Origin of the sequence: Aeribacillus sp. FSL K6-8210 (genome assembly GCF_037963925.1) — a bacterium.
Taxonomy (GTDB): domain Bacteria; phylum Bacillota; class Bacilli; order Bacillales; family Aeribacillaceae; genus Aeribacillus; species Aeribacillus composti.
This window is the reverse complement of record NZ_CP150172.1, coordinates 3,240,547-3,264,113: the sequence shown is the minus strand read 5'-3', so window position 1 is coordinate 3,264,113 and position 23,567 is coordinate 3,240,547. Positions and strand designations below refer to the sequence as shown.

The window sequence follows — 23,567 nt, the reverse complement described above, 5'->3', positions numbered from 1 at the left end:
ATGTTAAAGGGAGGCAACTGATGAACGTCTTAATTTGTGGTTTGGGATATGCAGGGACAAGATTTCTTAAAGCTTTTTCCAATATGAATAAAGATATTGTTGGAGCTAGAAAAATCAATTTTGCATATGTTAATAGAAATCCTAAACGCAGGGATATTCAATACTTTAAAGAGGTGGATGCTGCTATTGAACAATTTGAGCCTCACATTATTGTAATTAGTGTAAATGATGAGTTCCACATGGATATAATTAAAAAGTTGGAAGGATACAAAGGCTTTGTTATTTGCGAGAAGCCCTTGGCGAATACGAACGATGATTTAGAGCTGCTGGAAGCGAAACTTAAAAGTGTATCTGGATTCTGTCTTAACCTTATAGAACGTTACTCTGATGCAACCATCGTCTTGAAAAAGTTTGTTGAAGAGCATAATTTGCAGCTTATTCGGGCCAATTTTTACTGGGGAAAGAACAGAATGAATGATTATAGGCCAACTGTAGGTGTGATCAGCGAAATAATCCATCCGCTAGATCTTATCCAATGGATTTGTGCATCCAATACTGATCTGGAGTTAAAGTCTATTCAAGGCACTCGATCAGACTTCTCCGTATCAGGTTCTGACGTACTTGACAGTGCAGCCGTAACTGCATGTTTAGGAAAAGCGGCAATAACCGGGTATAGCAGCTTCGTAAATATTGTCCGAAAGAGAGAAGTCGATCTTGTATTCGCTTCTCCACAAAACCGTCTAATCTTTGCCAATATGGTGTTTGATACACCTGTATGGGATGTTGACCATCTTCGTATATGGGAAAGAACTCCTTTCGGAGAACAGGTCATAATGGACATGAAAACGAATATTGATGACTCGAAGCCTGAACTAAAAACAATACGCAAATTGGTAAGATTGGTTAATGATGTTGGCGGGTATGTAGTAAACGGAGCAGCTCCTTCACAACCGTTTGCTAGCCTTCAAACAGCTTTGAAGCTCCAAAAATTATTAAATACAATAGAACGTGATGCTCAGACAATTGGACCGATAAATTATGTTGTTGGTTCACAACGGGAAATTTACAACGATGAAAATGATTGGGAGCGTCTAGGCTAAATGAATGCAAAATTTCAATTGATAATAATTGTAAATTTATCGGTTTTTTGAACCAATTTTTTAACGGCAAAATGATGTTAAAGACAAAAAAAGAGGAGACAGATACAAGAGTTCTTTCCCCAATCATCAAATCGGCTGCTAAAATGCATTGAAATTTACTTTGGCAGAGAGGGAAATGATTATTTTCATTGTACTCCTGCTTCTTTTTTTATTGCGGTTATTTCAATTATTCTCCTTGTTTAATTAAGGATTTGATAGAGAATTTTAATTGCCAGTATCATTTCATGAGATTATTTCTATTAAACTTGGTGAAAAAACGGAATGACAGATTTTCTCATTAAGTTAAGAAATGCATGAACAGTTGGAGACAAATTTCCACTTTTCCACGCAAAGGCAGTTGAAGTAGTAATTGGGTTGTTGTAAATGTCGCGATAGACAACTTTATTTTTTAATACATGCTGGATAGAGGATGGTACAATCGCTACGCCCATTCCTGATGAAACAAGGGATAGGACTGTAGGCAATTCTTGTGTTTCTTGAACTACTTTAGGATGGAATCCCGCTTGATAGCAACTGTTTATCACAGTATCATAGTGGCTTTGATTTGCCTTCCTTCCCGTCAAAATAAATGAATCGCCCGCCAATTCTTCAAGATGAATCGGGGAAGTGCCGGAAGCTAGCCGATGATCCTCTGGCAGAGCAATCATCATTCGTTCTTGCCGAATAACCTCGAAATGAATTCCGTCATTTTTTATGTTGGCGGGTTGGCAAAGGATTCCTATATCAATTGCGCCCTCATGCAAAGCTTTTAATTGCTCTCTAGTTGTCAATTGTTGCAAATCTATATGAATATTAGGATATGCTTTACGATAGTGCTCTATAATTGTTGGAAGAATATCATAGGCTGATGAGGAAATGAATCCTATCGCTATTTCTCCGACCTCTCCACGGTTCACCCTTTTTACTGATTCGACAGCTTCCTCCAGATCTTTGAAAATTTGATTAACTTTTTCCAAAAACAATTGGCCTTCTTTCGTCAGTTCTACTTTTCTTTTCGTTCGATGGAAAAGAGGCACGCCTATTTCTTCTTCTAATTGTCGGATTTGAAGGCTTAAAGGCGGCTGTGCCATATTTAAACGGGCTGCAGCTTTCCCAAAATGCAAATCTTCAGCAACTGTTAAGAAATATTTCAAGTGGCGCAGTTCCAATTAATCTCCTCCTTTATTAATATTTATAAGATATTAGTAGTTTTATAAATATATATTAGACATATTACATTCCGTCTTGTAAAGTGAAAAATAGATAAATCTTCCGTAAAGATAATTCCGTAAAAATGGAGGCTAAGTTATTATGCAAAAAGTTTTTCTCTTGACGATCGGTATGTTCGCTCTTGGGTTTGATGCTTATGTGATAGCTGGTTTGCTTCCGGATATCGGTGCAACTTTTCATATAACCCCTTCACAAACAGGGCAAGCCGTGAGCGTCTTTACGCTTTGTTATGCACTGGCCGCTCCGGTATTTGCAACACTGCTTGCTGGAAAACCGATGCGCAATATTTTATTGTTGGCGCTCGCAGTATTCTCGATAGGCAACGGGATAAGTGCACTAGCTTCAAATTTTTCCATGTTGCTGATTGCACGAGCAATTGCAGGCATCGGCGCCGGACTTTACTCTCCGCTAGCATCAGCAGCTGCAGCATCACTAGTGCCCGAACAGAAACGCGGCAGAGCACTTGGCATGACTCTTGGCGGCATGAGCACTGGAACAGTCATAGGAGTCCCTCTTGGACTGGTGATTGCGGAACATCTGAAGTGGAATGGAACTCTTTGGGTGATCACTGCACTAGGCTTAATTGCCATGATGGGAATTGCCATCTGGTTTCCACATTTTGCAGCTTCAGCTCCACCTTCACTCCGCCAGCGCGTCGCAATGATGACAAATAGACGGGTTGCAGCAATTGTTGGCATCACTTTTATGACCAGTGTTGCCAGCTTGGGTCTTTACACATATATTGCTGTTATTTTGAATAACTTGGCGGACATTTCCAACAACACGCCATATCTTTGGGCATGGGGAATTGGCGGCGTAGTTGGCAGTTTTTCCATCGGCGCTTTGATTGACCGGACAGGCAAACCGGGTTTGCTCATGGCAGGAATTTTGGCCATAATGGCTTTGTCCATGTTCAGTGTGCCATTCGCCCTTTCATTTCCGATCCTGTCATTTCTGCCTTTTATTCTATGGGGGGCGATGGGCTGGGCATCGCAAGCCCCGCAGCAGCATGAATTGCTTCACATACAGCCTAATCAAGGTGCAGCGGCCGTTGCTTTGAACAGTTCCGCAAATTATTTGGGCAGTGCAATAGGTTCTCTTCTTGGAGGGATAGTGATGCTGGCTGGATTGGCTCCTTCCCAACTTCCGTTTGCCGCCGGCGGCCTTGCATTAGTGACATTACTGGGACAATGGGGGATTTTATCAAGCAAAAGAAAGCATGGAAGTGAGAGAAAACAATCTATGCAACAATGACTATCTCCAGATTGAATAAACATATCATACTCATTTGTCAAATATCAAAGGGGTTGTTTATAAAATTTTATACAGCGAGCCATACTAAATAATGGTGATGGCTGAATGTACGAAAAAGAAGAATTGATCCGCTTTGTCCAAGAAGCGAAAAAGTATGGGCATCAGGGGAAAGTTGCCAGTTACATACCGGCTCTTGGCAAAGCAAATCCAAATGATTTATCTATTGCTATATATATGCCTGATGGGAGAATCATTGACGCGGGGGATGTAACGGTAAAAGTGACGCTTCAAAGCATTTCAAAAATTATCGCTTTAGCTCTTGTCATTATGGATCACGGTGAAAAGGAGGTATTCCAAAAAGTCGGGATGGAGCCGACGGGCGATCCGTTTCATTCCATTGCCAAGCTTGAGGAAACACAGCCTACAAAGCCGCTGAATCCGATGATCAATGCCGGTGCACTTGCCGTAACGCATATGATTTCGGGAAGAACGGTGAAAGAACGGCTGCAGAGACTCATTCGTTTTGTCCGCAAGCTAACAGGAAATCCAACCATTTCTTATTCGCAAGAAGTCGCTCAATCCGAATTTGAAACCGCGTTTTTAAACCGCTCCTTATGTTATTTTCTTCGACAGCATAATATTATAAACGAAGATGTCGAAGATCTGATGGAGCTTTACACGAAGCAATGTGCCATTGAAATGACATGCATCGATTTGGCGCGCATCGGCCTCGTTTTTGCGATGGATGGGCGCGATCCGTTTACAGAAGAGGAAATCATGCCCCTTGATGTAGCGCGTATTTGCAAAACGTTTATGGTCACCTGCGGCATGTATAATGCTTCGGGAGAATTTGCGATTAAAATCGGGATTCCGGCAAAAAGCGGCGTCTCAGGAGGCATACTCGCATCTGTTCCAAAAAGATGCGGCATCGGCATATTCGGTCCTGCATTGGATGACAAAGGCAATAGTCTGACCGGCATCAAACTGCTTGAATTTTTATCTAAAACATATTCATTAAGTATTTTCTAATATTTGAGGAGGAGACATACGATGCGTGAATTCACTGTTAAATTTCACCTTGAAGATGATATGGAAGAAATGAAAGTGCAAAAGCTGAGCCCGGATGATTTTGAAAGGGTGACAGAAGGAGGGACAAGACATTTGTTTGATCTCGATACAAACATTGGTTTTTTCGTCTTTTTTGACGCTGAGGACAGCGATGGCAATATGTCTTATCTTTCCCTTCGCTACGAGGAGGACGAGGAAGATCCGAGCGAATGCTACCGGTTTGAACTAAAAGACTTTTATGAATTTATAGCTCTTTATCTAAATGACTTAGAATTCGGTGATGAAGTGATGGCGGAGCAGGAGGAAGAGGAAATATACGGCCCCATTCAGCATCTTGCTCATCTTCTTTTCCATGTTGCTGAAGAAGGGAAAACAGTTGAAGTTTGAATACGTTGAATGAAATCCGGGGCATGCATACGAATTCAAATGCCAATTTTTCAGAAAGGCTTATTTTCAATCAACAACATCTATGTGTTTCAGAATTGCATTTTTTGTAATAAATGAAAGTACCGCGGGCGATCCGGATTGATGTTCACCGTTTCGTTAGGGCTTGGCAGGAGAAACGATTTTTGAAAAGTGCTTTTGAACTATGGATTTGGCGAAAAGGTAAGAGGCGCATAATATCGAGGGATTTGGCGAAAAGGTAAGAGGCGCATAATATCGAGCGGCGTCCGATCTTTTTTATATTTCAATGTTTTTTTACCTTTTGTTCATCGTTTCGTCATATTTTTTGCCTAGTATGTGAATAAGACAAACGATGAAGAAGAGGAGGGCTTTTGCTATGGGATATTATGATGAAATAGATCAAAACGATCGTGTGGAAAGAAAAAAGAACAGTTTGTTGAAGCCGGTTCTTTCTTCTTTAATCAGCGGTGTTTTGGGCGGAGCTGTTGTATACGGTGCGTTGACCTACTTGCCATTCCAAGATCATAACAAAGCTTCAAATGAAACAGAGCATGCAGCGGTCAGTCAAAATACAAACGATCAGGAAGCATCTGTTAATGTTGCGAAGATTTCCAATCAAGGCGATATTGCAGAAATTGCTGAAAAACTTTCACCAGCGATTGTCGGCATTTCTAATTTGCAGCAGCAAAGGACAGATTGGTTTGGATCGCGCCAAGGTTCTTCCAGCGAAGAAGTGGAAAGCGGAAGCGGAACAGGAATTATCTTTAAAAAGTCCGGCAATGATGTTTTTATTGTTACAAATAACCATGTTATTGAAGGGGCTTCTTCATTGGAGGTAACGCTTTCCAATGGCGATAAGGAAAAAGCAGAGGTAGTCGGTGCTGACTCATTGACAGACTTGGCCGTCATAAAAATTAATAACAATAGTGTTAACACAGTAGCTGAGTTTGGTGATTCCGATAATATACGAGTCGGCGATCAGGTCATTGCAATCGGGAATCCGCTTGGCAGCGATCTTTCTAGAACTGTAACAGAAGGGATTATCAGCGGAGTCAATCGCACAGTGACGATTACAACTTCTGAAGGAGACTGGGCGCTTGATGTCATTCAAACTGATGCAGCGATCAATCCAGGAAACAGCGGAGGCCCTTTAATTAACATGGATGGGAAAGTCATCGGCGTCAGCAGTATGAAAATCAGCCAGGAAGGTGTGGAAGGGCTCGGATTTGCTATTCCAAGCAATGATGTTGTGAAGGCGATCAATCAATTAATGGAAAAAGGAAAAATTGACCGTCCGTTTCTTGGAGTTGCATTATTAAATGTAAGCGAGCTTCCTGAGTATTTCCTTAGAGACACACTCAATTTGCCATCTGACGTTAAAGAAGGTGCGGTAGTTGGAAGAGTTCAGGCAAATTCTCCCGCCGATCAGGCCGGATTGCAGGAAAAGGATGTGATCGTCGCATTGGATGGGCAAAGTATTCACAACACGAGTGAGTTAAGAAAATATTTGTACAGTGAAAAGAAATCAGGAGACTCAGTCAAAGTCAAATTATATCGGGACGGAAAAGAAAAGACCGTCACAGTTACCCTTTCAAGTCAAGACTTATCGCAAACCTGATCGGGAATAGTATTAAAAAGAAAGGGCCCGCAAAAAGTCAGTTCAATTAACTTTTTGCAAAGCCCTTTTTTCAATGGTTTTTCATCAATGTGAAAATGATCTATCTCTGATAAATGAATGATACTCGCCAATTAACAACAGCATCATTTGCTTAGAAAAATTTCATCGCTATACATAACTTGTTTACATATTTGCTTCGCTAGACGAGATAATTTTTGGTTGAGCAGATTGTACAGCTTTGCTTGAGATTGCTAAAACAAATAAACAACTAATACTAATTAAAACTCCGTCCAATATTAGCGGAGCTCCCCAGCTGCCTGTGCTGTCTCTTAAATATCCTGATACGACTGGCGACAATACGGCGCCAATTTCTGCTATCAGATTCAGCATGCCAAATGCCCCGCCTTGTTTGCCTTCCGGCGCCAATTCTGCATTTAATGCATGTGAAACCGGCTGCAATGCAAAAAAGAATAATCCTGATATAAATAAAATGATTGATGTAATAATCGGGCTGCTATTTTCCGTTTGAATATACCAAGCAAAAACAAATATTGAAACAGCTAAAAGAAAAGTTAAAAGCGCTAATACATTTCTGCGGCCGTTCGGTCTATCAGCTAACAGGTCAGAAATTTTTCCGCCAAGCGGGAACCCGATAACCCCTGCTACTGCGTTAAATGAAGCTACTGCTGCTGCGGCAACTAGTGCTCCGCCGCCAAATTCTTGGACAATTGCCGTAGACCAGAATCCATACAACCATAAATGCCATAAAATCGGCAGGAAAGATAGATAAAGGAAAAACAGGTTTTTATTCATAATCAAAGGGTGCACTTCTGATTTTTTTGTTACATAAAGATATATGATCAATATGGGGGCTAAACTAGCCAAAATAAAAGCTATGACAATCGATGAGAGCCCTAATTTTGTTGATGTGAAGTATATCGCCATGATGATAACCAAAAACACAAGTGAATAAATACTTAAGTGATATAACGATTTTCCGTAAAATTCCTTCACACCAGGTGAATTTGGATCTGCTGATTGTATCAATTTTTTATCAGGCTTCATAAATTTAAACATAAGAACAGCAACGATTAAAGTAATGAATCCCATGAATAGAAAAGGAACTCTCCAAGCTTCATTTCCCATTAGAGGAACAAAAGCTTCCAGAAGAAGAGGTGTACCGATTGTTGCCAACGTTAAGCCGATAGACAGGCCAGTAATAACAACTCCCATTCCTAAGCCCATTTTTTCCGGAGGAGTGTTGAAAGCAATATAGGATCTGTCATTTGAATAAAGGATTCCTTCACCTAATCCAAGTAATACACGGAATAAAACAAACATGACGAGTCCGCCTGATAAGCCTGTGAAAAAAGTGGCGACGGCTGCCCACAAAATACTTAATATAATAATAGGGCGGTATCCAAATTTATCTCCCAAGTTTCCTCCAGGAAATTGGTTTAACATAAATCCGGCAAAAAACAAACTGCCTATTAAGCCCCCAAATTCATGAGGATTCGGGACATCTGAAAAAAATGATATTTTATGTTCTATCATCCAAGTAACAATTGGGCCTGTCGCAGTTCTGTCGATATAAGAAACAACCCATCCTAGGAACAGCATTCCCCATATTGTATGGTACCTTTCCCATTTTTTCATTATCATTTTCACTCCTATCTAGATTTAAAATTTAACATAACCTTTAGATAGCGCTTACATAAAAGGGCAAAAAGAAATAGAAAATGCTGCTGGTTGAATATAAGATCATTGGCTGCTGGTTTTCTATATTTCGGACGATGTGCGATGAAAGGAATATAAAACTTTTTTAGCCTACATTCTTGATGATTCCATCTTGTTTTTGAACTTTCTCCGCAGCTTTAAAATTTTTGTACTTTCAACTATTCCAAATGAATTCAAATTTTAAATGCTTTTTGCTCCCGCTTTTTAAACTGTGGAATGGTTTTTTTCCTCTCTCATTTGGTTTTCTTGACTAATAGCGGGCAAATATACATCTAAAACAGCGGAACGGCCAGACTTGACAGTTTTTATTGCTTCATTCAGAGCCTCTTTCAGCTCATGAGGGTTTTCTACTTTTCTTGCATAGGCGCCACCTGCAGCTTCTGCAATTTTCGAAAGATCAGCATGAGGAGTGAAATCTACGAAAAATTGATTCGTTTCATTTGCGATACCATTCGGATGAACAGCTAAGGTTGACAGTTTCGGAGATTTCCAACCGCGATTATTATAAATTACGGTTAAAAATGGCGCGTCATATTTTTGCGATATCCAATGAACGCTCGAAGGGACGCTAAACAGATAAGATCCATCTCCAGTAAGGCTGATCACTGTTTTAGACGGGTCTGCCAGTTTTGCTCCTATCGCTGCTCCGCCGTTCCATCCAAGTCCGCCTCCGCCGCTGCCAAAAATAGAACCTGGTTTGGTCATTTGCAAATGGGTATATAATGTTTGGAAATTTGAAATGCCTTCATTGACAATAATCGTGTTTTCATCGCACACTTCCCGTATGCAGGCAGTTAAATACTCAGGCGTGATAATGTCGTCAAAAAATTGTTCAGCTTTTTTCCATTCTTCACGCTGAGCTTTATGATATTTTTCTATTTGTTTTCTCCTTTCATTTACTTGCAAGCTGTCAATGTCAGCGTTTTTAATCACTTCGTTCAACTGCCGCAAGGCCGTTTCGGCATCAGCTGCGAAAAAACGTTTTGATGGGATATACCATAATGTCATCCCTTCCTTCAGCGGATCTTCATCAATATAGTAAATCGTACAATTTGGCGATGGTTTATTATTCACTGGAATCCAAGGAACATCACTGTCAATGACCATTATAAAATCTGCTTTTTCGATTAAATCGTTTTGTGTTGAAGTATTCCACTGATATCCGCAATGAAGCGGGTGATCAGATGGAAAGTTCATATAGTTTGGCACTGACTCTAAAACAGGTATCGCAAGTTTTTCACAAAATTGAACGAGTTCTTTCACCGCTTGTTTGTTTTTGCCAATATATGACGTGACAATGAGCGGATTATTTGCTGCCAGTAAATCTTTCACTAAAGGATCTATTTCTTGCGGTGCCAGTGCACGCGCTGCAATTGGTCTCCATTGCTCAGGATGAATTTCTACTTTTTCTACTTCCTCCTCCAAAACTTCTCTAGCGCTCGTCAAATATACGGGTCCTTTCGGGCTGCTTTGAGCAATTTGCAGTGCACGATGGACAATTTGTTTTACATTTTTCCCGGTGCGAATCTCATGAGTATACTTCATGTAACCCCTTACAATTCCGGGCTGATCGGGAACATCCTGAATCCAGTGAATAAATTCGTTCCTGCTTCCCCGAAGCTCCCCTTCTTGAGTATATGGAGAAGTTCCGGCAAAAATGAGGACAGGCACCCGACCTTTCCAAGCATTGTGAATGGCAGCGCCAAGGTTTTGCGTGCCGCATTCAACATGCACTAAAACAGCTTGAGGTTTCCCGCTTACTTGAGCATATCCATGTGCAGCGCTTAAGGCAACCATTTCATGTGGACAAGTAATGATTTTCGGAAAATCAATTCCCTCTTTTTCAGCTTCGGCAAGGGCTTCAATAATGGCAGGGTGATCGCTTCCTAGATTTGAAAAAATAAAGGAAACATCAGCTTCTTGTAACGCTTCTAAAAGTGCCTTGCTTGTCGTATATCGGCTGGTCAAACAACACACACCCTTTCAATATAATTTAGATAATTAATACTAGTCAGATAATTCCGTAATCAGAATTGTACTTGAAAAGAAAAGATAGTACAATACTATAATAACTATCATAATAATAGAAAATATCTATAGAAAGGAGCTATAAAATGGAGTTCCGTCTTTTGCAATATTTTGCAATATTGAGTCAAGAGCTGCATTTTACGAAAGCTGCAGAAAAGCTGGGGATTACGCAACCAACATTAAGCCAGCAAATTCGCCTTCTTGAAAACAGTCTTGATACAGTTCTTTTTCGAAGAATGGGGAAAAAAATTGAATTAACGGAAAGCGGAGAGATTTTACTTGAACATGTGAAAAAAATTTTTTCTGAAATTGATCAAGCAAAAATTAAAATACATGAATTAAAAGGATTGAATCGCGGCCATTTAAAAATCGGATGTGTTGGCAATCATCTTCTTTATTCTTCCTTGCTTACGTTTCACTCACAGTTTCCAAATATAAAACTCTCTGTTTACGATCTAAAAACGGAAGAAACGTTAGAAAAAATAGTCAAGTCTGAGCTCGATATAGGGATTGTCTATTTACCAGTTCATCATCCGCAAGTAGAGGTTATTAAATGGTTTTCATTAGAGTTTTTTGCCATTGTATCCCTTGATCATCCTTTAGCTGAAAAAAATTTAATATATTTGGAAGAGCTTCAATCGTACCCGATCTTTTTATTGCCCGAGCAATATGTTCTTAGACAGACGATCGATTCATTTTGTAATAAAGAAGGCATTAAGTTAAACCCAATTGTGGAATTGTCGGATACGTATTCGTTGTTAAAGATGACGCTTTTACATAACGGAATTACGATCCTGCCAAAGCTTTATGTTGAAAACAGCCCGGAGTTTTCTGTCAAGCTTTTGAAAATTGCAGACGAACTTCCGCGTAAAGAGGTTGCAATTATTTATCGAAAAGGTCTTCTTTCTTCCACTGCCATTCGAACATTTATCCAGCAGCTGACAAGGAGATGACTCATTTTAATTTTTAAATAGGTAAAATATTGGATTTGCTTTCAAAGGAAGGTAGGGATAGAATCTATACGTATACATTTTTTAATAGAGGAGCGAATAACAATTGGATTTATTTTCAGTTGGCATATCTATTTCATCTGACGCCATCATTGCCTTATTAAAAATTATTGCAATCGATATTATTTTATCCGGCGATAACGCAGTTGTAATTGCAATGGCAACGAGAAATCTGCCGAAAGAACAGCAAAACAGAGCTATATTCTGGGGGACTGGAGGTGCGGTCGCATTACGGATTTTGTTTGCATCCGTCATTGTTGTCCTGTTGAAAATCCCATTTGTCAACATTGTCGGCGGATTTTTGCTGCTTTGGATTGCTTATAAAGTTTTGGTAGATGACGGAGAAGCTGCGCATGTCCAATCTCAAAGCAGTCTGCTTAAAGCTATTCAAACGATCATTCTTGCAGATGCCGTCATGAGTTTGGATAATGTGGTTGCAGTAGCAGGTGCGGCACACGGCCATATCGGCATGATTGCGGTTGGAGTTTTGATCAGTATTCCAATTATGATTTTTGGATCAAAAGCGATCGTAAAATTAATGAACAAATTTCAATGGATTGTATATGTTGGATCTGGAATTTTAGCTTGGACCGCCGGTGAGATGATCTTTAAGGATAAACATATTGAACAATGGTTTCACATCCAAAACTTGTGGATCGAATATTTACTTATCGGAATTATGACATTGATTGTGTTAGCGATCGGTTATGAGAAAAATAAGCGTGCAGAGAAAGAAAATAAATTGCAGCATAGTGCTTAGCAGGCGGCTGTTGAAACGGCGCCTGTTTTTTATGAAAAGAAATTCCACGTTTTAATAGATTTAGTTATGTCTAAAATTTTTGTTATCGGAAAATATGCACACTTCTGTAAAATGACGGTTTCTTTTGCAACAGCTCTAATTTGCTTGTAAATTCGAGAGATCGTTCTTTGTGTATAAGCATTCATCGTCCAGAGAAGGTGAGTGCTTTTTTATTTTATCCACAGATATTTCAGATAATTCACAACTTATACACATTATCCATACTGTTTTTGTGGATATTATGTAACTGTTGGAGCTTAAGAAGCTGGGCTTGTCTAAAAAGTCCATAAAAACAGAGCGAATGGAGAAAACAATGAGTTTTTCCATTCGCTCTGTTTCCTTATTTTTGAAATTGGTTTGGGAATTTGCGGCCCATTTCAGTATGTTGTGGGCCATTGCCACAATCCCGAATTCTGTTCGGACTTTATGAAGCCCCCGTAACAGAAATCGAGTGAAACGCAAATTGCCCTTGATGTTACCGAACACACTTTCGACATCCACTTTACGCTTCGCATAAAGAGCTGCCTTTTGTTCGTCACCAAGAGCTGCTTTGGCTTTCGCTTTCATTTCTTCATAAATCGTGTTCCAATATACTCGACGATTTCCTTTGGCTTTCGTACACCCATTCTTCAACGGGCAATCCGTACAATCTTCACACTCGTACACTTTCAAATCTTGTATGTATCCAGATGCATTTTTTCTTTTTTGATAATACTTGAATACGACTTTCCGATTGTTCGGACAGATAAAGCAATCGTCTTCTTCGATGTATTTCCAGTTTTGTACTTTTGATAAATCCTTTTTAAACTTTTTACTTTGTTCCTTCAAATAGGTTTGGTATGGGGCTAATAATTCAAAACGAGGTTCTTTTTCTTCGCCAATCGCATATAAATAGTTTTCTTCACTCGCATATCCTGCATCGGCAATGACATACTTGAGTTTCTTTTCCTTCGGCATCGATTCCAATAACTTTTCCATAAATGGTTGGAAACAGCGAGTATCTCCTGGATTTTGATAAATTTCAAATCCCACGATAAATTGATGTTGTGTGGCGAGTTGAACATTATAACCCGCCTTGAGTTGGCCGTTTTTCATATGGTCCTCTTTCATTCGCATAAAAGTGGCCTCATGGTCGGTTTTCGAGTAGCTATTTCGTTCACCTAGAATCTGTTTTTGTACTTTGTATTTTCGTAATCGTGGAAGATAATCCGTTTGAATCGTTTTCAGTTGTTTGGTGAGTTGGGATTTTTTAGAGCGAAGTTCTTTTTTTCTTTCTTTGTCTTCTTCCTGTTTATAATCTTTTTCCAAAGCTTCTATTCTCTCAGAAAGTTGTGCCGATGATTTTTCTAATTCTTCTTCTAATTGTTCTTCTTTTAATTCCTCCAAGGCGATTTGGTGCGCTTCTTGTAGAAACGATTGAATTTTGGCTCGTAGTTTCTGATCATATTTTTCTACGGATTTTCGCCATACAAACGTATATTTGTTGGCATTCGCTTCTATTTTCGTACCATCCACAAAAATATGGTCGAGGTCGATAAGTCCTTGTTCTACTAGTTGAAGGACAAATTGTTCAAATACAGAATCCATCATGTTTGACATACGAACACTACGAAAATCATTTATTGTGCGATGGTCAGGGGTTTGCAATCCCGCCAACCACATCATCGGAAGATTTTCTTTCACCATTTGCGCTATTTTCCGACTTGAATAAACATTTTGAGTGTACGCATATAAAATCACTTTCAATAACATTTTAGGGTGATAGGGTGCACGACCCCCACCAACATAATGAGTATACAACACTTCATCCGGAATCGATTCCACCATTTCATCCACTAAACGGGCGACATGATTTTCAGGAATATACATTTCGATATCTAAAATGCTCATGACTTGACGATTGCAATAAGGTTGGAAAACTAGTTTTTTGCGTTTCTTATTCTTTTGAACCTCTATTTTTTGAATACCCTCTAGAGTCATTTCTAATTGCGTGTTATAATTTTCTTGAATAGTCATTTGATTATTCATAAGAAATCGTCCTTTCTGTAGAATGTTTTTTGGTCAATTTCATTCTATAAAAAAGGACGATTTTTTTGTACCCTAAAAACAGAAAAAAGGGCTGAGCCCAAGGTCGATTCAATCGACTTTTCGGACAGCCCCTACTATGAATGTGGATAACTATAGTAATTGTTAACAATTTGTGAAATATTTCACAAATATATTGAAGTTAAATTCAGAAAATTATATATTGAAATTGAAGAGATTAGTGAAATATTTCACAAACTTCTTCGAAAAATAAAAGTGAAAAAACAAACAAAGGAGATGGTTGAAGATGGAATGGCTGAAAGGTCCAAAAATGGCGGTTGTCTGGGCGGCTCTTAGAATTTGGCTCGGTTATCAATGGTTTGTCGCGGGAGTCGAAAAGCTGGGTGGATTTGATGCGACAGGATTTTTAAAAGGGGCGATTGCTAAAGCAACCGGAGAACATCCGGCCGTTCAAGGATGGTATGCAGCGTTCCTTGAAAACTTTGCTCTTCCGAATGTAGAACTTTTTAATTTTATTATTCCAATTGGAGAAGTGTTAGTTGGCATCGGACTGATTTTGGGATTGTTTACAACTCCTGCATTAATTGCTGGTGCGTTTATGAACTTGAATTTTATGTTAGCTGGAACAACAAGCACGAATCCGATTATGTACACTGAAGCAATCATTTTAATGGCAGTAGGCGCAGCTGCGTATTATTGGGGAGCTGATCGGTTTATCCTGCCGTATTTGAGAGATAAATTTACAAACAAAAAATTCAATCAACAAGCAAATGTTTAAATGCAGCAATCATCTTGACTTTTAAAAATTTTTGAAACATAATTTTAAAAAAAGTATATTTTCGGCGTTGAAAGGGGCCAGTAAATAGACTTTAGGCGAAAAAGAGAGTGAAACCCTATGGCTGAAAGGTTTCATCGCTGATAAGCTATTGAACCTACCCCTGGAGCTGTCAGGCTCATAACCTGACCGTATCCTTCGTTACAGGCTAAAGGGAGCACTAAACTAGTGCTAAAAAAGGTGGTACCGCGGATATAGACTCATATTCGTCCTTTTTCGAAAGGATGATATGAGTCTTTTTTATGACTGTCAAGCAATGAAGAGGTGTTTTTTAGTGAGGAAAAAGCGAGTGGTCGTAAAAATAGGAAGCAGTTCTTTAACAGATGACAACGGGGGACTCAGCAAAGAAAAGCTGCACGAGCATGTTGAAGCGATTGCTAAATTGAAGGAAGCAGGGTATGAAGTAATTTTAATTTCGTCAGGAGCGGTATCTGCAGGGTATGGAGATCTTGGATATCCTTCCAGGCCTGTGACAATTAGAGGAAAACAGGCGGCTGCGGCAGTGGGCCAAGGGCTGCTTATCCAGGCTTATACAGAAGCATTTAAAAAATACGGCATTGTATGTGCCCAGCTTTTGATGACAAGGAGCAATTTTCAGCATAAAGAGCAATATCAAAACGCATACGCCACCTTATCGGAGCTTCTAAAGCGGCAAGTGCTCCCGATCATCAATGAAAATGATTCGGTTTCGATTGAGGAATTGACGTTTGGAGACAACGATATGCTGTCAGCTCTTGTGAGCGGATTATTGCATGCCGATTTTCTTATTATTTTGACGGATATTAACGGTTTATATGAAGAAGATCCTACCAAAAATCCGAATGCGAAACGATTTGATTTTTTGCCGGAAGTAACAGATGAATTAATTGAACAAACAGAGGCAACATCCGGTTCGAAAGTTGGAACAGGTGGCATGAAATCAAAGCTCATGGCGGCAAAAACGGCACTTGCCCTCGGTGTATCCGTATTTATCGGGAAAGGCCAAGGAAAAGAGAAATTAATCGAAATTTTAAATGGGAACGGTGACGGAACATATATTGGCAAAAACGATTTAAGTGCTGTTCGTAATTCAAAAGCATGGATTGCTCTTCATTCGATCATATCTGGTGATGTGGAAGTCGATGATGGAGCAGTAGCGGCTATTTTGAAGGAAGGGAAATCGCTTCTTCCTGCTGGCGTTAAGCGTGTCAGCGGCAACTTTCAATCCGGAGACGTGGTGCAAATTTTAAACAAGGAACAAAAGCTGATCGGAAAAGGCATAGTCAATTATTCATCTGAAGAATTAAAAGAAATTATGGGCATGCCGAGTCAAAAAGCGATGGAAATGACAAAGCGCATACATCCTGAAGTGGTTCACCGTGATCAATTTGTAGCGATAACGAGTAAGGAGATGATGATATGAGTGAAGTGTTGACAAAAGGGAAGCTGGCAAAAGAAGCTGCTGCCAAGCTGGTTGCAAAGACTACTGAAGAAAAAAACAACGCATTATCAATCATCGCTGAACAATTGCAAAAAGAAACGCCTTATATTTTAAAAGAAAATGAAAAAGACATTGAAAACGGGAAAGCGAATGGTTTATCCGACGCTCTTATTGACCGTCTTCTTTTAAACGAAGAACGAATTAACGGAATGATTGAATCGTTAAGACAATTGATTTATTTGCAAGATCCAGTTGGGGAAGTGCTGGAAAGCTGGACTCGTCCGAACGGTTTACAAATCGAAAAAGTTCGGGTGCCGCTCGGAGTTGTTGGGATGATTTACGAAGCCAGACCAAATGTGACAATTGATGCCTCAAGCCTTTGCTTAAAAACAGGGAACGCTGTTCTTCTTCGCGGCAGCTCATCCGCATTGCATTCAAATATGGCGATCGTAAAGGTGATACGAGAGGCGTTAGAAAAAGCGAATTTTCCTGCCGACAGTGTACAGCTTCTGGAAGATACCAGCAGGGAAACGGCAGCGGAAATGTTCAAATTAAATGATTATTTAGATGTGCTAATTCCTCGCGGAGGGAAAAATCTGATTAAAACAGTTGTTGAAAATTCATCTGTCCCTGTGTTAGAAACGGGCGCAGGCAATTGTCATGTGTTTATTGATGAATCAGCAGACAAAAAGATGGCGATTGATATAACTGTAAACGCAAAAACACAAAGACCTTCCGTCTGCAATGCAGCCGAAACTCTTCTCATCCATGAAAATTGGAATAAGGAGTATATTCGCGAGCTCATTGAAAAGCTCGAGGAGAAAAATGTGGAGTTGCGAGTCGATCAAGCATTGTACAATGAATTCCCGCATTTGAAATTAGCGACAGAAGAAGATTGGGAAACGGAATATTTAGATTATACAATGGCGGTGAAACTTGTTTCGAATGTAGATGAAGCAATCGAGCATATTAATCGTTACGGAACAAACCATTCTGAGGCAATTATCACAGAAAATGCCGCAAATGTAGAAAAGTTTTTCAAATTAGTTGATTCCGCAGCTCTTTACCACAACGCATCGACGCGCTTTACAGACGGATTTGAATTTGGGTTTGGCGCAGAAATCGGGATCAGCACGCAAAAGCTCCATGCCAGAGGACCGATGGGACTCCCTGCACTGACTTCTACAAAATACATTATTAAAGGAAGCGGACAGATTAGAGAATAAGAAATGATAAAAAAATGGAAGCAGACATCTTGATTCGTTCGGATGTCTTCTTCCAATTTTTTTATGCTTCCTTCAATCTGCTTTCTTCGTCTGTCATGAAACCGTTTCGTTTTGTATACAGTGTGTACATATCCTTTGAAATTTCAAAGATGTTGTATAAGTTTTTGTTTTCAATATGGGGAAGCTGACGAGATTCATCGGCAAGGGAGACATATGGAAGCTTCTGCGCGGCTTTCATGGAACGTTCATTGTCTTTCCGTATTTTCATAAAGATCGTTTGAATTCCAAATTCATAAAAAATCTCTTGAAAAAAAGCGTCCTTAGCAAGCTGATTATATCCTTTACCATGGTACGGCTTGCCGAGCCAAGTTCCGAGAAATCCCGTTTGATCAAAAATATCATACAAGCTGATTGTTCCAATAGGAGAGCCCCATTCATCCAAAATGGTGCGGGAAATTAATTCCCCTCGTTCCTCTGCTTCAATCAACTGTTTTGTTATAAACATGTATTCTTCAATCGACGTTGCTTTATGACGAACATAAGGGAAGACCTCTGGATGAACCATAAGTTCGAACAACTCTTGACAATCCGCTAGATCACGTTTTTTTAACATGCTCATCCTCCTCTATCAACGAGGGCGGTTACCACGAAATCTAACGGATCCCACCCTCGAAATTTTTATTTATCAAGTAAAAATTTCGGGGTGGGAATCGAACCCACTAGAACCGGTCAAAGACCGGTGGCGCACCATTTGCCTTCCCTTAAAAACAAGTAAATTTAATTGTCAGCATTTCTTCTAGTATCATACTTGATTTCTATGGAAAAGAAAACAAAAATTTTGTAAAAAGATTATTAAGAAAATTTTACTTTTTTCTTACTACTTTAAGAGTTTCTATAAGCAGTGAATAGGGCAAAATTACAATGTTTTCTTTGACGATATTTTTTTCCTATTGCTTTGATGCAATAACAGAGAGGACCGCATTTCCTGACTGAAGCAGATTTGCCTGATGCCAGCAAAATATTTAGAAATCATAATAAGAACGGTTGAATTTTGCTTCATAGTTTTATAGCATCAACGGCTAGAAAAGTCAGCAAAATGTTCCTTACAAGCTGAAAAATCTATTGTTACAGTATTCATACACTTTCATGCTTAAAACTTCCATTTATTTATTTTTTCTATGGTACTATAAAAATGAGGTGTCTGTACATGTTTATTGTAAAAATAGAAGTTCAACCTAAAAAGAAAAATCGTTTTAATATTTACGTCGATAGAGGAAACGGTGAAATATTTGCTTTTAGCGTCGGGGAAGATGTTTTAATTAAGCACGGGCTAAGAAAAGGGATGGAGCTTGATGAGCTGGATATAGATGCGATTTTGCACGAGGATCAAATAAAAGCAGCATTCAACAAAGCTTTAACTTTTCTTGGCTATCGAATGAGATCGGAAAAAGAGGTCCGTGACTATCTTGTAAGTCAAGGTATAGATGAGAGTGTTATTGAACGTGTAATGGTTGAGCTTCAATTAAAAAATTATGTAAATGACAAGGAGTTTGCGGAAGCCTTTGTAAGAACGCAAATGAAAACCACTTTGAAAGGGCCCGGCATAATAAAAGCAGAACTGGGACAAAAAGGGATTGAGAGCGATTTGATAGAAGCAGCTCTTGATCTTTTCACGAAAGAAAGACAAATAGAAGCAGCGTATAAATTAGCTGAAAAGCAATTGGGAAAAAAAGCGAACATATCTATGTCGCAGCTAAAGCAAAAAATAGAGCAGGCAATGTTTAGGAAAGGTTTTTCATCCGAAGTGATTCAAGCTGTTTTAGAGATGCTGCCTTTACATGAACGTCATGACCAAGAATGGGAAGCATTATTAATACAAGGCGAAAAAGGGAAAAAAAAGTATTCCCATCTAGATATGTACACATATCGTCAAAAGCTTGCGCAATTTTTATATCGAAAAGGTTTTTCGCAAGAACTTATTCAGCAATATTTGCAAAAACACTTAGAGAAAAGCGAGGAATAGGAATGGAAAAACGGTACAGTGAAATGACGGAATACGAGCTAAAAAATGAAATTGCCCGATTAAAAGAAAAAGCGCGCAAAGCGGAACAGCACGGAATGATCAACGAATATGCTGTTCTGGAAAGGAAAATTGCTATGGCAAAAGCATATATGTTGAATCCTGACGATTTTCCGCCAGGTGAGACGTATGAAATTGATGGAGCTCCTAGTGAATATTTCAAAGTTGAATATTTAAAAGGAGTTTTCGCTTGGGGGTATCGATTATCATCTCCTTTAAAGGAGGAAGCGCTGCCGATATCGATGTTGATTAAAAAAAGTAATATAAATGAGAAATAAGTTGAGAACGAAAAATGAAGGAAGTTGGGGAAAAGAGTGGCCGCTGATTTCTTTCAATCGTTTTTTATCTTCCAGTTTGTGGCTATGCTTCATCGCGCCTAACTTTGCATTATAGTTATCAAACTGAATACTCTCTCAATTGACCTTGAAAGGATACGGATTTCGTTTTTAGCTTGGAATCTTTTGTTAACAAATAGTATCGAAAAAATAAGTAAAATAATGGAAAATAGTTTACTCAAGCAATGTTGAAACTAAATATTTTCTTTATTAAATTTAATCGAGGAAATCATAGTTGAGTTTTGAATTTATGCGATTATTTTTTAAAATTAAAAAAGGTCTGTATAAACAAGATCATGCCAAATAATGGCATGATCTCGTATTATTTATTTATGAACGTTTTCGCATTTCGTTTTCCAAAATGATTAAGCTTTGGGTTTGCTGGGTTTCCCCGTTTACTTGACGGAATGAATGTTTCGGTTTTCCCCAAGCTCCTAAAAATTCGTTTTTCTGCTTTTTTGATAAGGATGATCGGTTTGTGTCCATTAGTAAACACCTCTTGAAAGGTCAATGGTTATGAAAAATTTTTATCGCGTTCTCCTGAAGCTTTCATCCTCTCTTGAGGGTGTGTGTTAATGGTTCCGTTCGCACGACGTGACGCGAATTCCGCTTTAGCACGTGGCTCACCGTCAAATTTTTCATGCTTCGGAAATCCTTTTGCTTTATTGCGCATCGCAGATCCTCCAAGGAGAAAAAAATTTGCGCTATTGGACGCGCATAAATAGTATTTGCTTATTAGAAGCCAATATAAAAGAAAATTAAGGAAATGTCATAATCAATCAATTAGCGGTTTAAGTTTTTTCTTCATTCTTTTTTTACTGAAAATCCAACCTGTGTACGAACGAACAATGTTGAGGTCTTTATCGAGCTGTGCAACTGCTACAAAGGGATAATGACCTTTGCTGAAATAACGCAAGTCAACCAAACGGATTTCGGTATAATCAAGCTGCTCTTTTATTTGCCAATGGAAAACAGGGGAAAAATGCAAAAATGCTGAAATATTCCGGTCTTTTTTTGCGGCTTCCATTGCAGGGTGATTCGGCAGCTCTTTGCGCTCAAATTGGTCGACGATTTGAATTTCGGTAAAATTTGAATATGCAACGTAATAATGTTCTTTTGTCACAATGACGAGCTGCCACTTGCGGAATTTCATTGTTGGGTTAAATATGACGTTTTCAACATTTTTCCATCTGTTTAAGATTTTTTTCTTAATCGATCTTTGCATTAGAAGTCTAACGACATAATATAAAGCGATTATGCAATAAATAATTAAAAAGGTATAGCCCCCATGGGCGCCGGAAAGCCAAATGCCAATGCCGACAATATGAGCGATGAAGATAAACGAATCAAACGTATTAATTGTGCCCAGCGCAATCCACTTTTCAGAAAAAGGTCTGAGAGCTTGAGTGCCGTAGCCGTTGAAAATGTCGACAACAACATGAAGAACAACAGCTAATAACGTCCAAATCCATACATGGATGAGGCTGCTGCTTGGCATAAGAAAATGAATTGCTCCAGTGATCAACAGCGACCATAATAAAACTGCGGGAATTGAATGAGTTATTCCGCGATGATTTTTTAAATAAGCTGCATTATTTTTAAATTTAAGAACCGTATCAAGATCTGGTGCTTGTGAACCGATAATCGTGCCAACAAGAACTGCCTCGCTTGTCAGAAAGGAACCGCCGACAGCCGGATCCAAAGTTGCTAAGCCTCCCAATGCGATTCCCATGACGAAATGTGTACCTGTATCCAAAGCCATCCTCCTTAGCTGAAAAAACAATCGTTATGATGATATTTGAATTTTTTCCATTGAACGCAAAAAACATAAATTCATTTTTTCTTTCATGCCAAAAAAAAATAATGTACGATAAATTCATAAGTTCTTTTTAGTGTAACATATTTTGAAGTGCATAATGGAGGAAATATTGAAAAATGGGTCAATCACTGCAAAAAATTGAGAATTTCGATATTAAAACATTTCAGGAGGACCTGATCGGCTGGTATATACGGGAAAAAAGAGATTTGCCCTGGAGAAAGGACCAAGATCCATACAAAGTATGGGTATCTGAAATAATGCTTCAGCAAACACGGGTGGAAACGGTTATACCGTACTTTAACAATTTTATTAAAAAATTCCCGAATGTTGAGGCGCTGGCAAATGCGGATGAAGAAGAGGTTTTAAAGGCATGGGAAGGCCTAGGCTATTATTCGCGCGCCCGAAATTTGCACAGTGCAGTGAAAGAGGTGGCAGCAAAATACGGAGGAAAACTTCCGGATGACCCGAAGCAGCTTGGAAAATTAAAAGGAATTGGGCCTTATACAAAAGGAGCAATATTAAGCATTGCTTATAACAAGCCTGAGCCTGCTGTTGACGGCAATGTGATGAGAGTGCTGTCAAGAATTTTACTGATTGAAGAAGATATAGCAAAGCCAAAAACAAGAAGAATATTTGAAGAAGCGGCTGCAAATCTTATTTCAAAAGAACGTCCTTCCGATTTTAATCAAGCATTAATGGAATTGGGAGCAATGGTTTGTACGCCGACTTCTCCGTCCTGTTTGCTTTGTCCTGTACAGGAGCATTGTCTTGCCTTTTCAGAAGGATTACAGGAAAAGCTGCCAGTAAAAACACGAAGCAAATCAACAAAGCAAGTTTCGATTGCTTGCGCGGTTTTAGTGCAAAACAACGATTTATATATTCATAAAAGACCTGACACAGGACTGCTTGCGAATTTGTGGGAATTTCCAAATTGCGAAGTTCGCACAAACAGAATTCCTAAAAGGATATATCTAGAAAATTTTTTGCGGGAAGAATACGGTGTTGAAGCGGAATTAAGCGAGCTAAAAGGAACGATTCAGCATGTTTTTTCCCATTTGACATGGAATATTAATGTTTATTTCGGCAAAGTTTGTAGCGATGAATCAATGAAAGAGCTTGAAAAAGTTTTCATTAAGGATATTGATCGATATGCTTTTCCTGTACCTCATCAAAAAATATTTGCTCTTTATAAGGAAAAAGCTGGCATACAAGTGGAACCGTAATTCCATTGGGAAGTGAATGAAAATGCAATCGGCATGTACCGATTGCATCCATTATGCCTCTAAAAATTGGTTTAATCAGTCTTTGTTAATACCGCCGCGCGCTTCAATTTCTTCTATAATTTCACGGTGAATGGTATGACCTTCTATATTCAGGTAAGGCATAATTTGTTGAAAGGCGCGGTGATAATACTGAAGCTCTTCACTGCTCCAAGCTTGCTTCGAGATCATGGAGAGCTCTGTCATATCACGTATAGGCAATTTACAAAAACTCCTTTTTATATGTTTTTCTATATCT

22 protein-coding genes and 1 other annotated feature are annotated in these 23,567 nt (G+C 39.0%); of the genes, 13 read left to right on the top strand and 9 right to left on the bottom strand.

The genetic code is table 11. From position 1 onward, the window contains the following. Positions 1-20 precede the first annotated feature (20 nt). Positions 21-1,100 (top strand): Gfo/Idh/MocA family oxidoreductase, encoded by a 1,080-nt coding sequence (locus tag NSQ41_RS15860; RefSeq protein ID WP_094244544.1) that lies wholly within the window; start codon positions 21-23, stop codon positions 1,098-1,100. Between the two features lie 299 nt (positions 1,101-1,399). On the opposite strand, the gene NSQ41_RS15855 is transcribed toward NSQ41_RS15860, so the two are convergent. Beyond that, positions 1,400-2,308, bottom strand: a complete 909-nt coding sequence (locus NSQ41_RS15855; protein WP_144598212.1) for a LysR family transcriptional regulator — start codon at positions 2,306-2,308, stop codon at positions 1,400-1,402. Positions 2,309-2,450: 142 nt separating this feature from the next. On the opposite strand from NSQ41_RS15855, the gene NSQ41_RS15850 reads away from it, so the two are divergent. The 4 genes from NSQ41_RS15850 (at position 2,451) to NSQ41_RS15835 (ending at position 6,714) form a co-directional block, all read left to right on the top strand. Beyond that, positions 2,451-3,623, top strand: a complete 1,173-nt coding sequence (locus tag NSQ41_RS15850; protein ID WP_066247323.1) for an MFS transporter — start codon at positions 2,451-2,453, stop codon at positions 3,621-3,623. 105 nt (positions 3,624-3,728) lie between these two features. Then, positions 3,729-4,652, top strand: a complete 924-nt coding sequence (glsA, locus tag NSQ41_RS15845; RefSeq protein ID WP_311066460.1) for a glutaminase A — start codon at positions 3,729-3,731, stop codon at positions 4,650-4,652. 21 nt (positions 4,653-4,673) lie between these two features. Next, positions 4,674-5,078, top strand: a complete 405-nt coding sequence (locus tag NSQ41_RS15840) for a cytosolic protein (RefSeq protein ID WP_066247319.1) — start codon at positions 4,674-4,676, stop codon at positions 5,076-5,078. A gap of 394 nt (positions 5,079-5,472) precedes the next feature. Then, positions 5,473-6,714 carry a trypsin-like peptidase domain-containing protein gene (locus NSQ41_RS15835; protein ID WP_339210315.1) on the top strand — a complete coding sequence of 414 codons (1,242 nt, stop codon included), beginning with the start codon at positions 5,473-5,475 and terminating at the stop codon, positions 6,712-6,714. A gap of 183 nt (positions 6,715-6,897) precedes the next feature. Here NSQ41_RS15835 and NSQ41_RS15830 read toward each other — a convergent pair whose 3' ends face one another. Both NSQ41_RS15830 and NSQ41_RS15825 read right to left on the bottom strand, forming a co-directional pair. Next, the gene (locus NSQ41_RS15830; protein ID WP_339210313.1) at positions 6,898-8,370 is read right to left on the bottom strand and encodes an MFS transporter; all 1,473 of its coding nucleotides are present in this window, start codon (positions 8,368-8,370) and stop codon (positions 6,898-6,900) included. Positions 8,371-8,655: 285 nt separating this feature from the next. Beyond that, the gene (locus NSQ41_RS15825) at positions 8,656-10,419 is read right to left on the bottom strand and encodes a thiamine pyrophosphate-requiring protein (RefSeq protein ID WP_063386272.1); all 1,764 of its coding nucleotides are present in this window, start codon (positions 10,417-10,419) and stop codon (positions 8,656-8,658) included. A gap of 146 nt (positions 10,420-10,565) precedes the next feature. Here NSQ41_RS15825 and NSQ41_RS15820 point away from each other — a divergent pair, with 146 nt between their 5' ends. Together NSQ41_RS15820 and NSQ41_RS15815 are read left to right on the top strand one after the other, a co-directional pair. Beyond that, complete coding sequence (locus tag NSQ41_RS15820; RefSeq protein WP_063386271.1) at positions 10,566-11,432, top strand: LysR family transcriptional regulator; 867 nt, start codon at positions 10,566-10,568, stop codon at positions 11,430-11,432. Positions 11,433-11,535: 103 nt separating this feature from the next. Then, positions 11,536-12,249: a TerC family protein gene (locus tag NSQ41_RS15815; RefSeq protein ID WP_235600384.1), complete on the top strand. Its 714-nt coding sequence runs from the start codon at positions 11,536-11,538 to the stop codon at positions 12,247-12,249. A gap of 135 nt (positions 12,250-12,384) precedes the next feature. Here the strand turns inward: NSQ41_RS15815 and NSQ41_RS15810 are convergent, their stop codons facing one another. Continuing rightward, positions 12,385-14,316, bottom strand: a complete 1,932-nt coding sequence (locus NSQ41_RS15810; RefSeq protein WP_339210311.1) for an IS1182 family transposase — start codon at positions 14,314-14,316, stop codon at positions 12,385-12,387. 304 nt (positions 14,317-14,620) lie between these two features. Here NSQ41_RS15810 and NSQ41_RS15805 point away from each other — a divergent pair, with 304 nt between their 5' ends. The 3 genes from NSQ41_RS15805 to NSQ41_RS15795 all read left to right on the top strand — a co-directional run bounded on the left by NSQ41_RS15805 (position 14,621) and on the right by NSQ41_RS15795 (position 17,815). After that, the gene (locus NSQ41_RS15805) at positions 14,621-15,112 is read left to right on the top strand and encodes a DoxX family membrane protein (RefSeq protein WP_066247308.1); all 492 of its coding nucleotides are present in this window, start codon (positions 14,621-14,623) and stop codon (positions 15,110-15,112) included. Positions 15,113-15,170: 58 nt separating this feature from the next. After that, positions 15,171-15,386: a binding site (T-box leader), on the top strand. Between the two features lie 57 nt (positions 15,387-15,443). Next, complete coding sequence (gene proB / locus NSQ41_RS15800) at positions 15,444-16,571, top strand: glutamate 5-kinase (RefSeq protein ID WP_063386269.1); 1,128 nt, start codon at positions 15,444-15,446, stop codon at positions 16,569-16,571. Continuing rightward, a complete protein-coding gene (locus NSQ41_RS15795) occupies positions 16,568-17,815 on the top strand; it encodes a glutamate-5-semialdehyde dehydrogenase (RefSeq protein WP_063386268.1) in 1,248 nt (415 codons plus the stop codon). Before proB ends, NSQ41_RS15795 begins: the two co-directional genes overlap by 4 nt. Before the next feature lie 61 nt (positions 17,816-17,876). Here the strand turns inward: NSQ41_RS15795 and NSQ41_RS15790 are convergent, their stop codons facing one another. Then, the gene (locus tag NSQ41_RS15790) at positions 17,877-18,428 is read right to left on the bottom strand and encodes a GNAT family N-acetyltransferase (protein ID WP_063386267.1); all 552 of its coding nucleotides are present in this window, start codon (positions 18,426-18,428) and stop codon (positions 17,877-17,879) included. A 594-nt stretch (positions 18,429-19,022) separates the two neighbouring features. Between NSQ41_RS15790 and recX the strand changes: the two genes are divergently transcribed. Then, the gene (recX, locus tag NSQ41_RS15785) at positions 19,023-19,838 is read left to right on the top strand and encodes a recombination regulator RecX (protein ID WP_063386266.1); all 816 of its coding nucleotides are present in this window, start codon (positions 19,023-19,025) and stop codon (positions 19,836-19,838) included. 2 nt (positions 19,839-19,840) lie between these two features. After that, positions 19,841-20,173, top strand: a complete 333-nt coding sequence (locus NSQ41_RS15780; protein ID WP_094244553.1) for a YfhH family protein — start codon at positions 19,841-19,843, stop codon at positions 20,171-20,173. A 387-nt stretch (positions 20,174-20,560) separates the two neighbouring features. On the opposite strand, the gene NSQ41_RS15775 is transcribed toward NSQ41_RS15780, so the two are convergent. From NSQ41_RS15775 to NSQ41_RS15765, 3 genes are all read right to left on the bottom strand, one after another. Continuing rightward, positions 20,561-20,716 carry a YpzG family protein gene (locus NSQ41_RS15775; protein ID WP_082829369.1) on the bottom strand — a complete coding sequence of 52 codons (156 nt, stop codon included), beginning with the start codon at positions 20,714-20,716 and terminating at the stop codon, positions 20,561-20,563. Positions 20,717-20,744: 28 nt separating this feature from the next. Further along, entirely contained in the window at positions 20,745-20,903 is a 159-nt protein-coding gene (locus NSQ41_RS15770) for a small, acid-soluble spore protein K (protein WP_063386264.1), read from the bottom strand. 102 nt (positions 20,904-21,005) lie between these two features. Continuing rightward, on the bottom strand, positions 21,006-21,986 hold the full coding sequence (locus NSQ41_RS15765; protein ID WP_117017368.1) for a metal-dependent hydrolase: 981 nt from the start codon (positions 21,984-21,986) through the stop codon (positions 21,006-21,008). A 179-nt stretch (positions 21,987-22,165) separates the two neighbouring features. Here NSQ41_RS15765 and mutY point away from each other — a divergent pair, with 179 nt between their 5' ends. Continuing rightward, positions 22,166-23,272 carry an A/G-specific adenine glycosylase gene (gene mutY / locus NSQ41_RS15760; protein WP_063386263.1) on the top strand — a complete coding sequence of 369 codons (1,107 nt, stop codon included), beginning with the start codon at positions 22,166-22,168 and terminating at the stop codon, positions 23,270-23,272. 75 nt (positions 23,273-23,347) lie between these two features. Here mutY and NSQ41_RS15755 read toward each other — a convergent pair whose 3' ends face one another. Beyond that, positions 23,348-23,515, bottom strand: coding sequence for a cytosolic protein (locus NSQ41_RS15755; protein ID WP_339195822.1), 168 nt, complete (start codon positions 23,513-23,515; stop codon positions 23,348-23,350). Positions 23,516-23,567 lie beyond the last annotated feature (52 nt).

Bases quoted from the DNA above. Each gene is read 5' to 3' on its own strand.
- NSQ41_RS15860 (WP_094244544.1), top strand. From the start codon at position 21: ATGAACGTCTTAATTTGTGGTTTGGGATATGCAGGGACAAGATTTCTT.
- NSQ41_RS15850 (WP_066247323.1), top strand. From the start codon at position 2,451: ATGCAAAAAGTTTTTCTCTTGACGATCGGTATGTTCGCTCTTGGGTTT.
- glsA (WP_311066460.1), top strand. From the start codon at position 3,729: ATGTACGAAAAAGAAGAATTGATCCGCTTTGTCCAAGAAGCGAAAAAG.
- NSQ41_RS15840 (WP_066247319.1), top strand. From the start codon at position 4,674: ATGCGTGAATTCACTGTTAAATTTCACCTTGAAGATGATATGGAAGAA.
- NSQ41_RS15835 (WP_339210315.1), top strand. From the start codon at position 5,473: ATGGGATATTATGATGAAATAGATCAAAACGATCGTGTGGAAAGAAAA.
- NSQ41_RS15830 (WP_339210313.1), bottom strand. From the start codon at position 8,370: ATGAAAAAATGGGAAAGGTACCATACAATATGGGGAATGCTGTTCCTA.
- NSQ41_RS15820 (WP_063386271.1), top strand. From the start codon at position 10,566: ATGGAGTTCCGTCTTTTGCAATATTTTGCAATATTGAGTCAAGAGCTG.
- NSQ41_RS15810 (WP_339210311.1), bottom strand. From the start codon at position 14,316: ATGAATAATCAAATGACTATTCAAGAAAATTATAACACGCAATTAGAA.
- NSQ41_RS15805 (WP_066247308.1), top strand. From the start codon at position 14,621: ATGGAATGGCTGAAAGGTCCAAAAATGGCGGTTGTCTGGGCGGCTCTT.
- NSQ41_RS15795 (WP_063386268.1), top strand. From the start codon at position 16,568: ATGAGTGAAGTGTTGACAAAAGGGAAGCTGGCAAAAGAAGCTGCTGCC.
- NSQ41_RS15790 (WP_063386267.1), bottom strand. From the start codon at position 18,428: ATGTTAAAAAAACGTGATCTAGCGGATTGTCAAGAGTTGTTCGAACTT.
- recX (WP_063386266.1), top strand. From the start codon at position 19,023: ATGTTTATTGTAAAAATAGAAGTTCAACCTAAAAAGAAAAATCGTTTT.
- NSQ41_RS15780 (WP_094244553.1), top strand. From the start codon at position 19,841: ATGGAAAAACGGTACAGTGAAATGACGGAATACGAGCTAAAAAATGAA.
- NSQ41_RS15775 (WP_082829369.1), bottom strand. From the start codon at position 20,716: ATGGACACAAACCGATCATCCTTATCAAAAAAGCAGAAAAACGAATTT.
- NSQ41_RS15770 (WP_063386264.1), bottom strand. From the start codon at position 20,903: ATGCGCAATAAAGCAAAAGGATTTCCGAAGCATGAAAAATTTGACGGT.
- mutY (WP_063386263.1), top strand. From the start codon at position 22,166: ATGGGTCAATCACTGCAAAAAATTGAGAATTTCGATATTAAAACATTT.
- NSQ41_RS15755 (WP_339195822.1), bottom strand. From the start codon at position 23,515: ATGACAGAGCTCTCCATGATCTCGAAGCAAGCTTGGAGCAGTGAAGAG.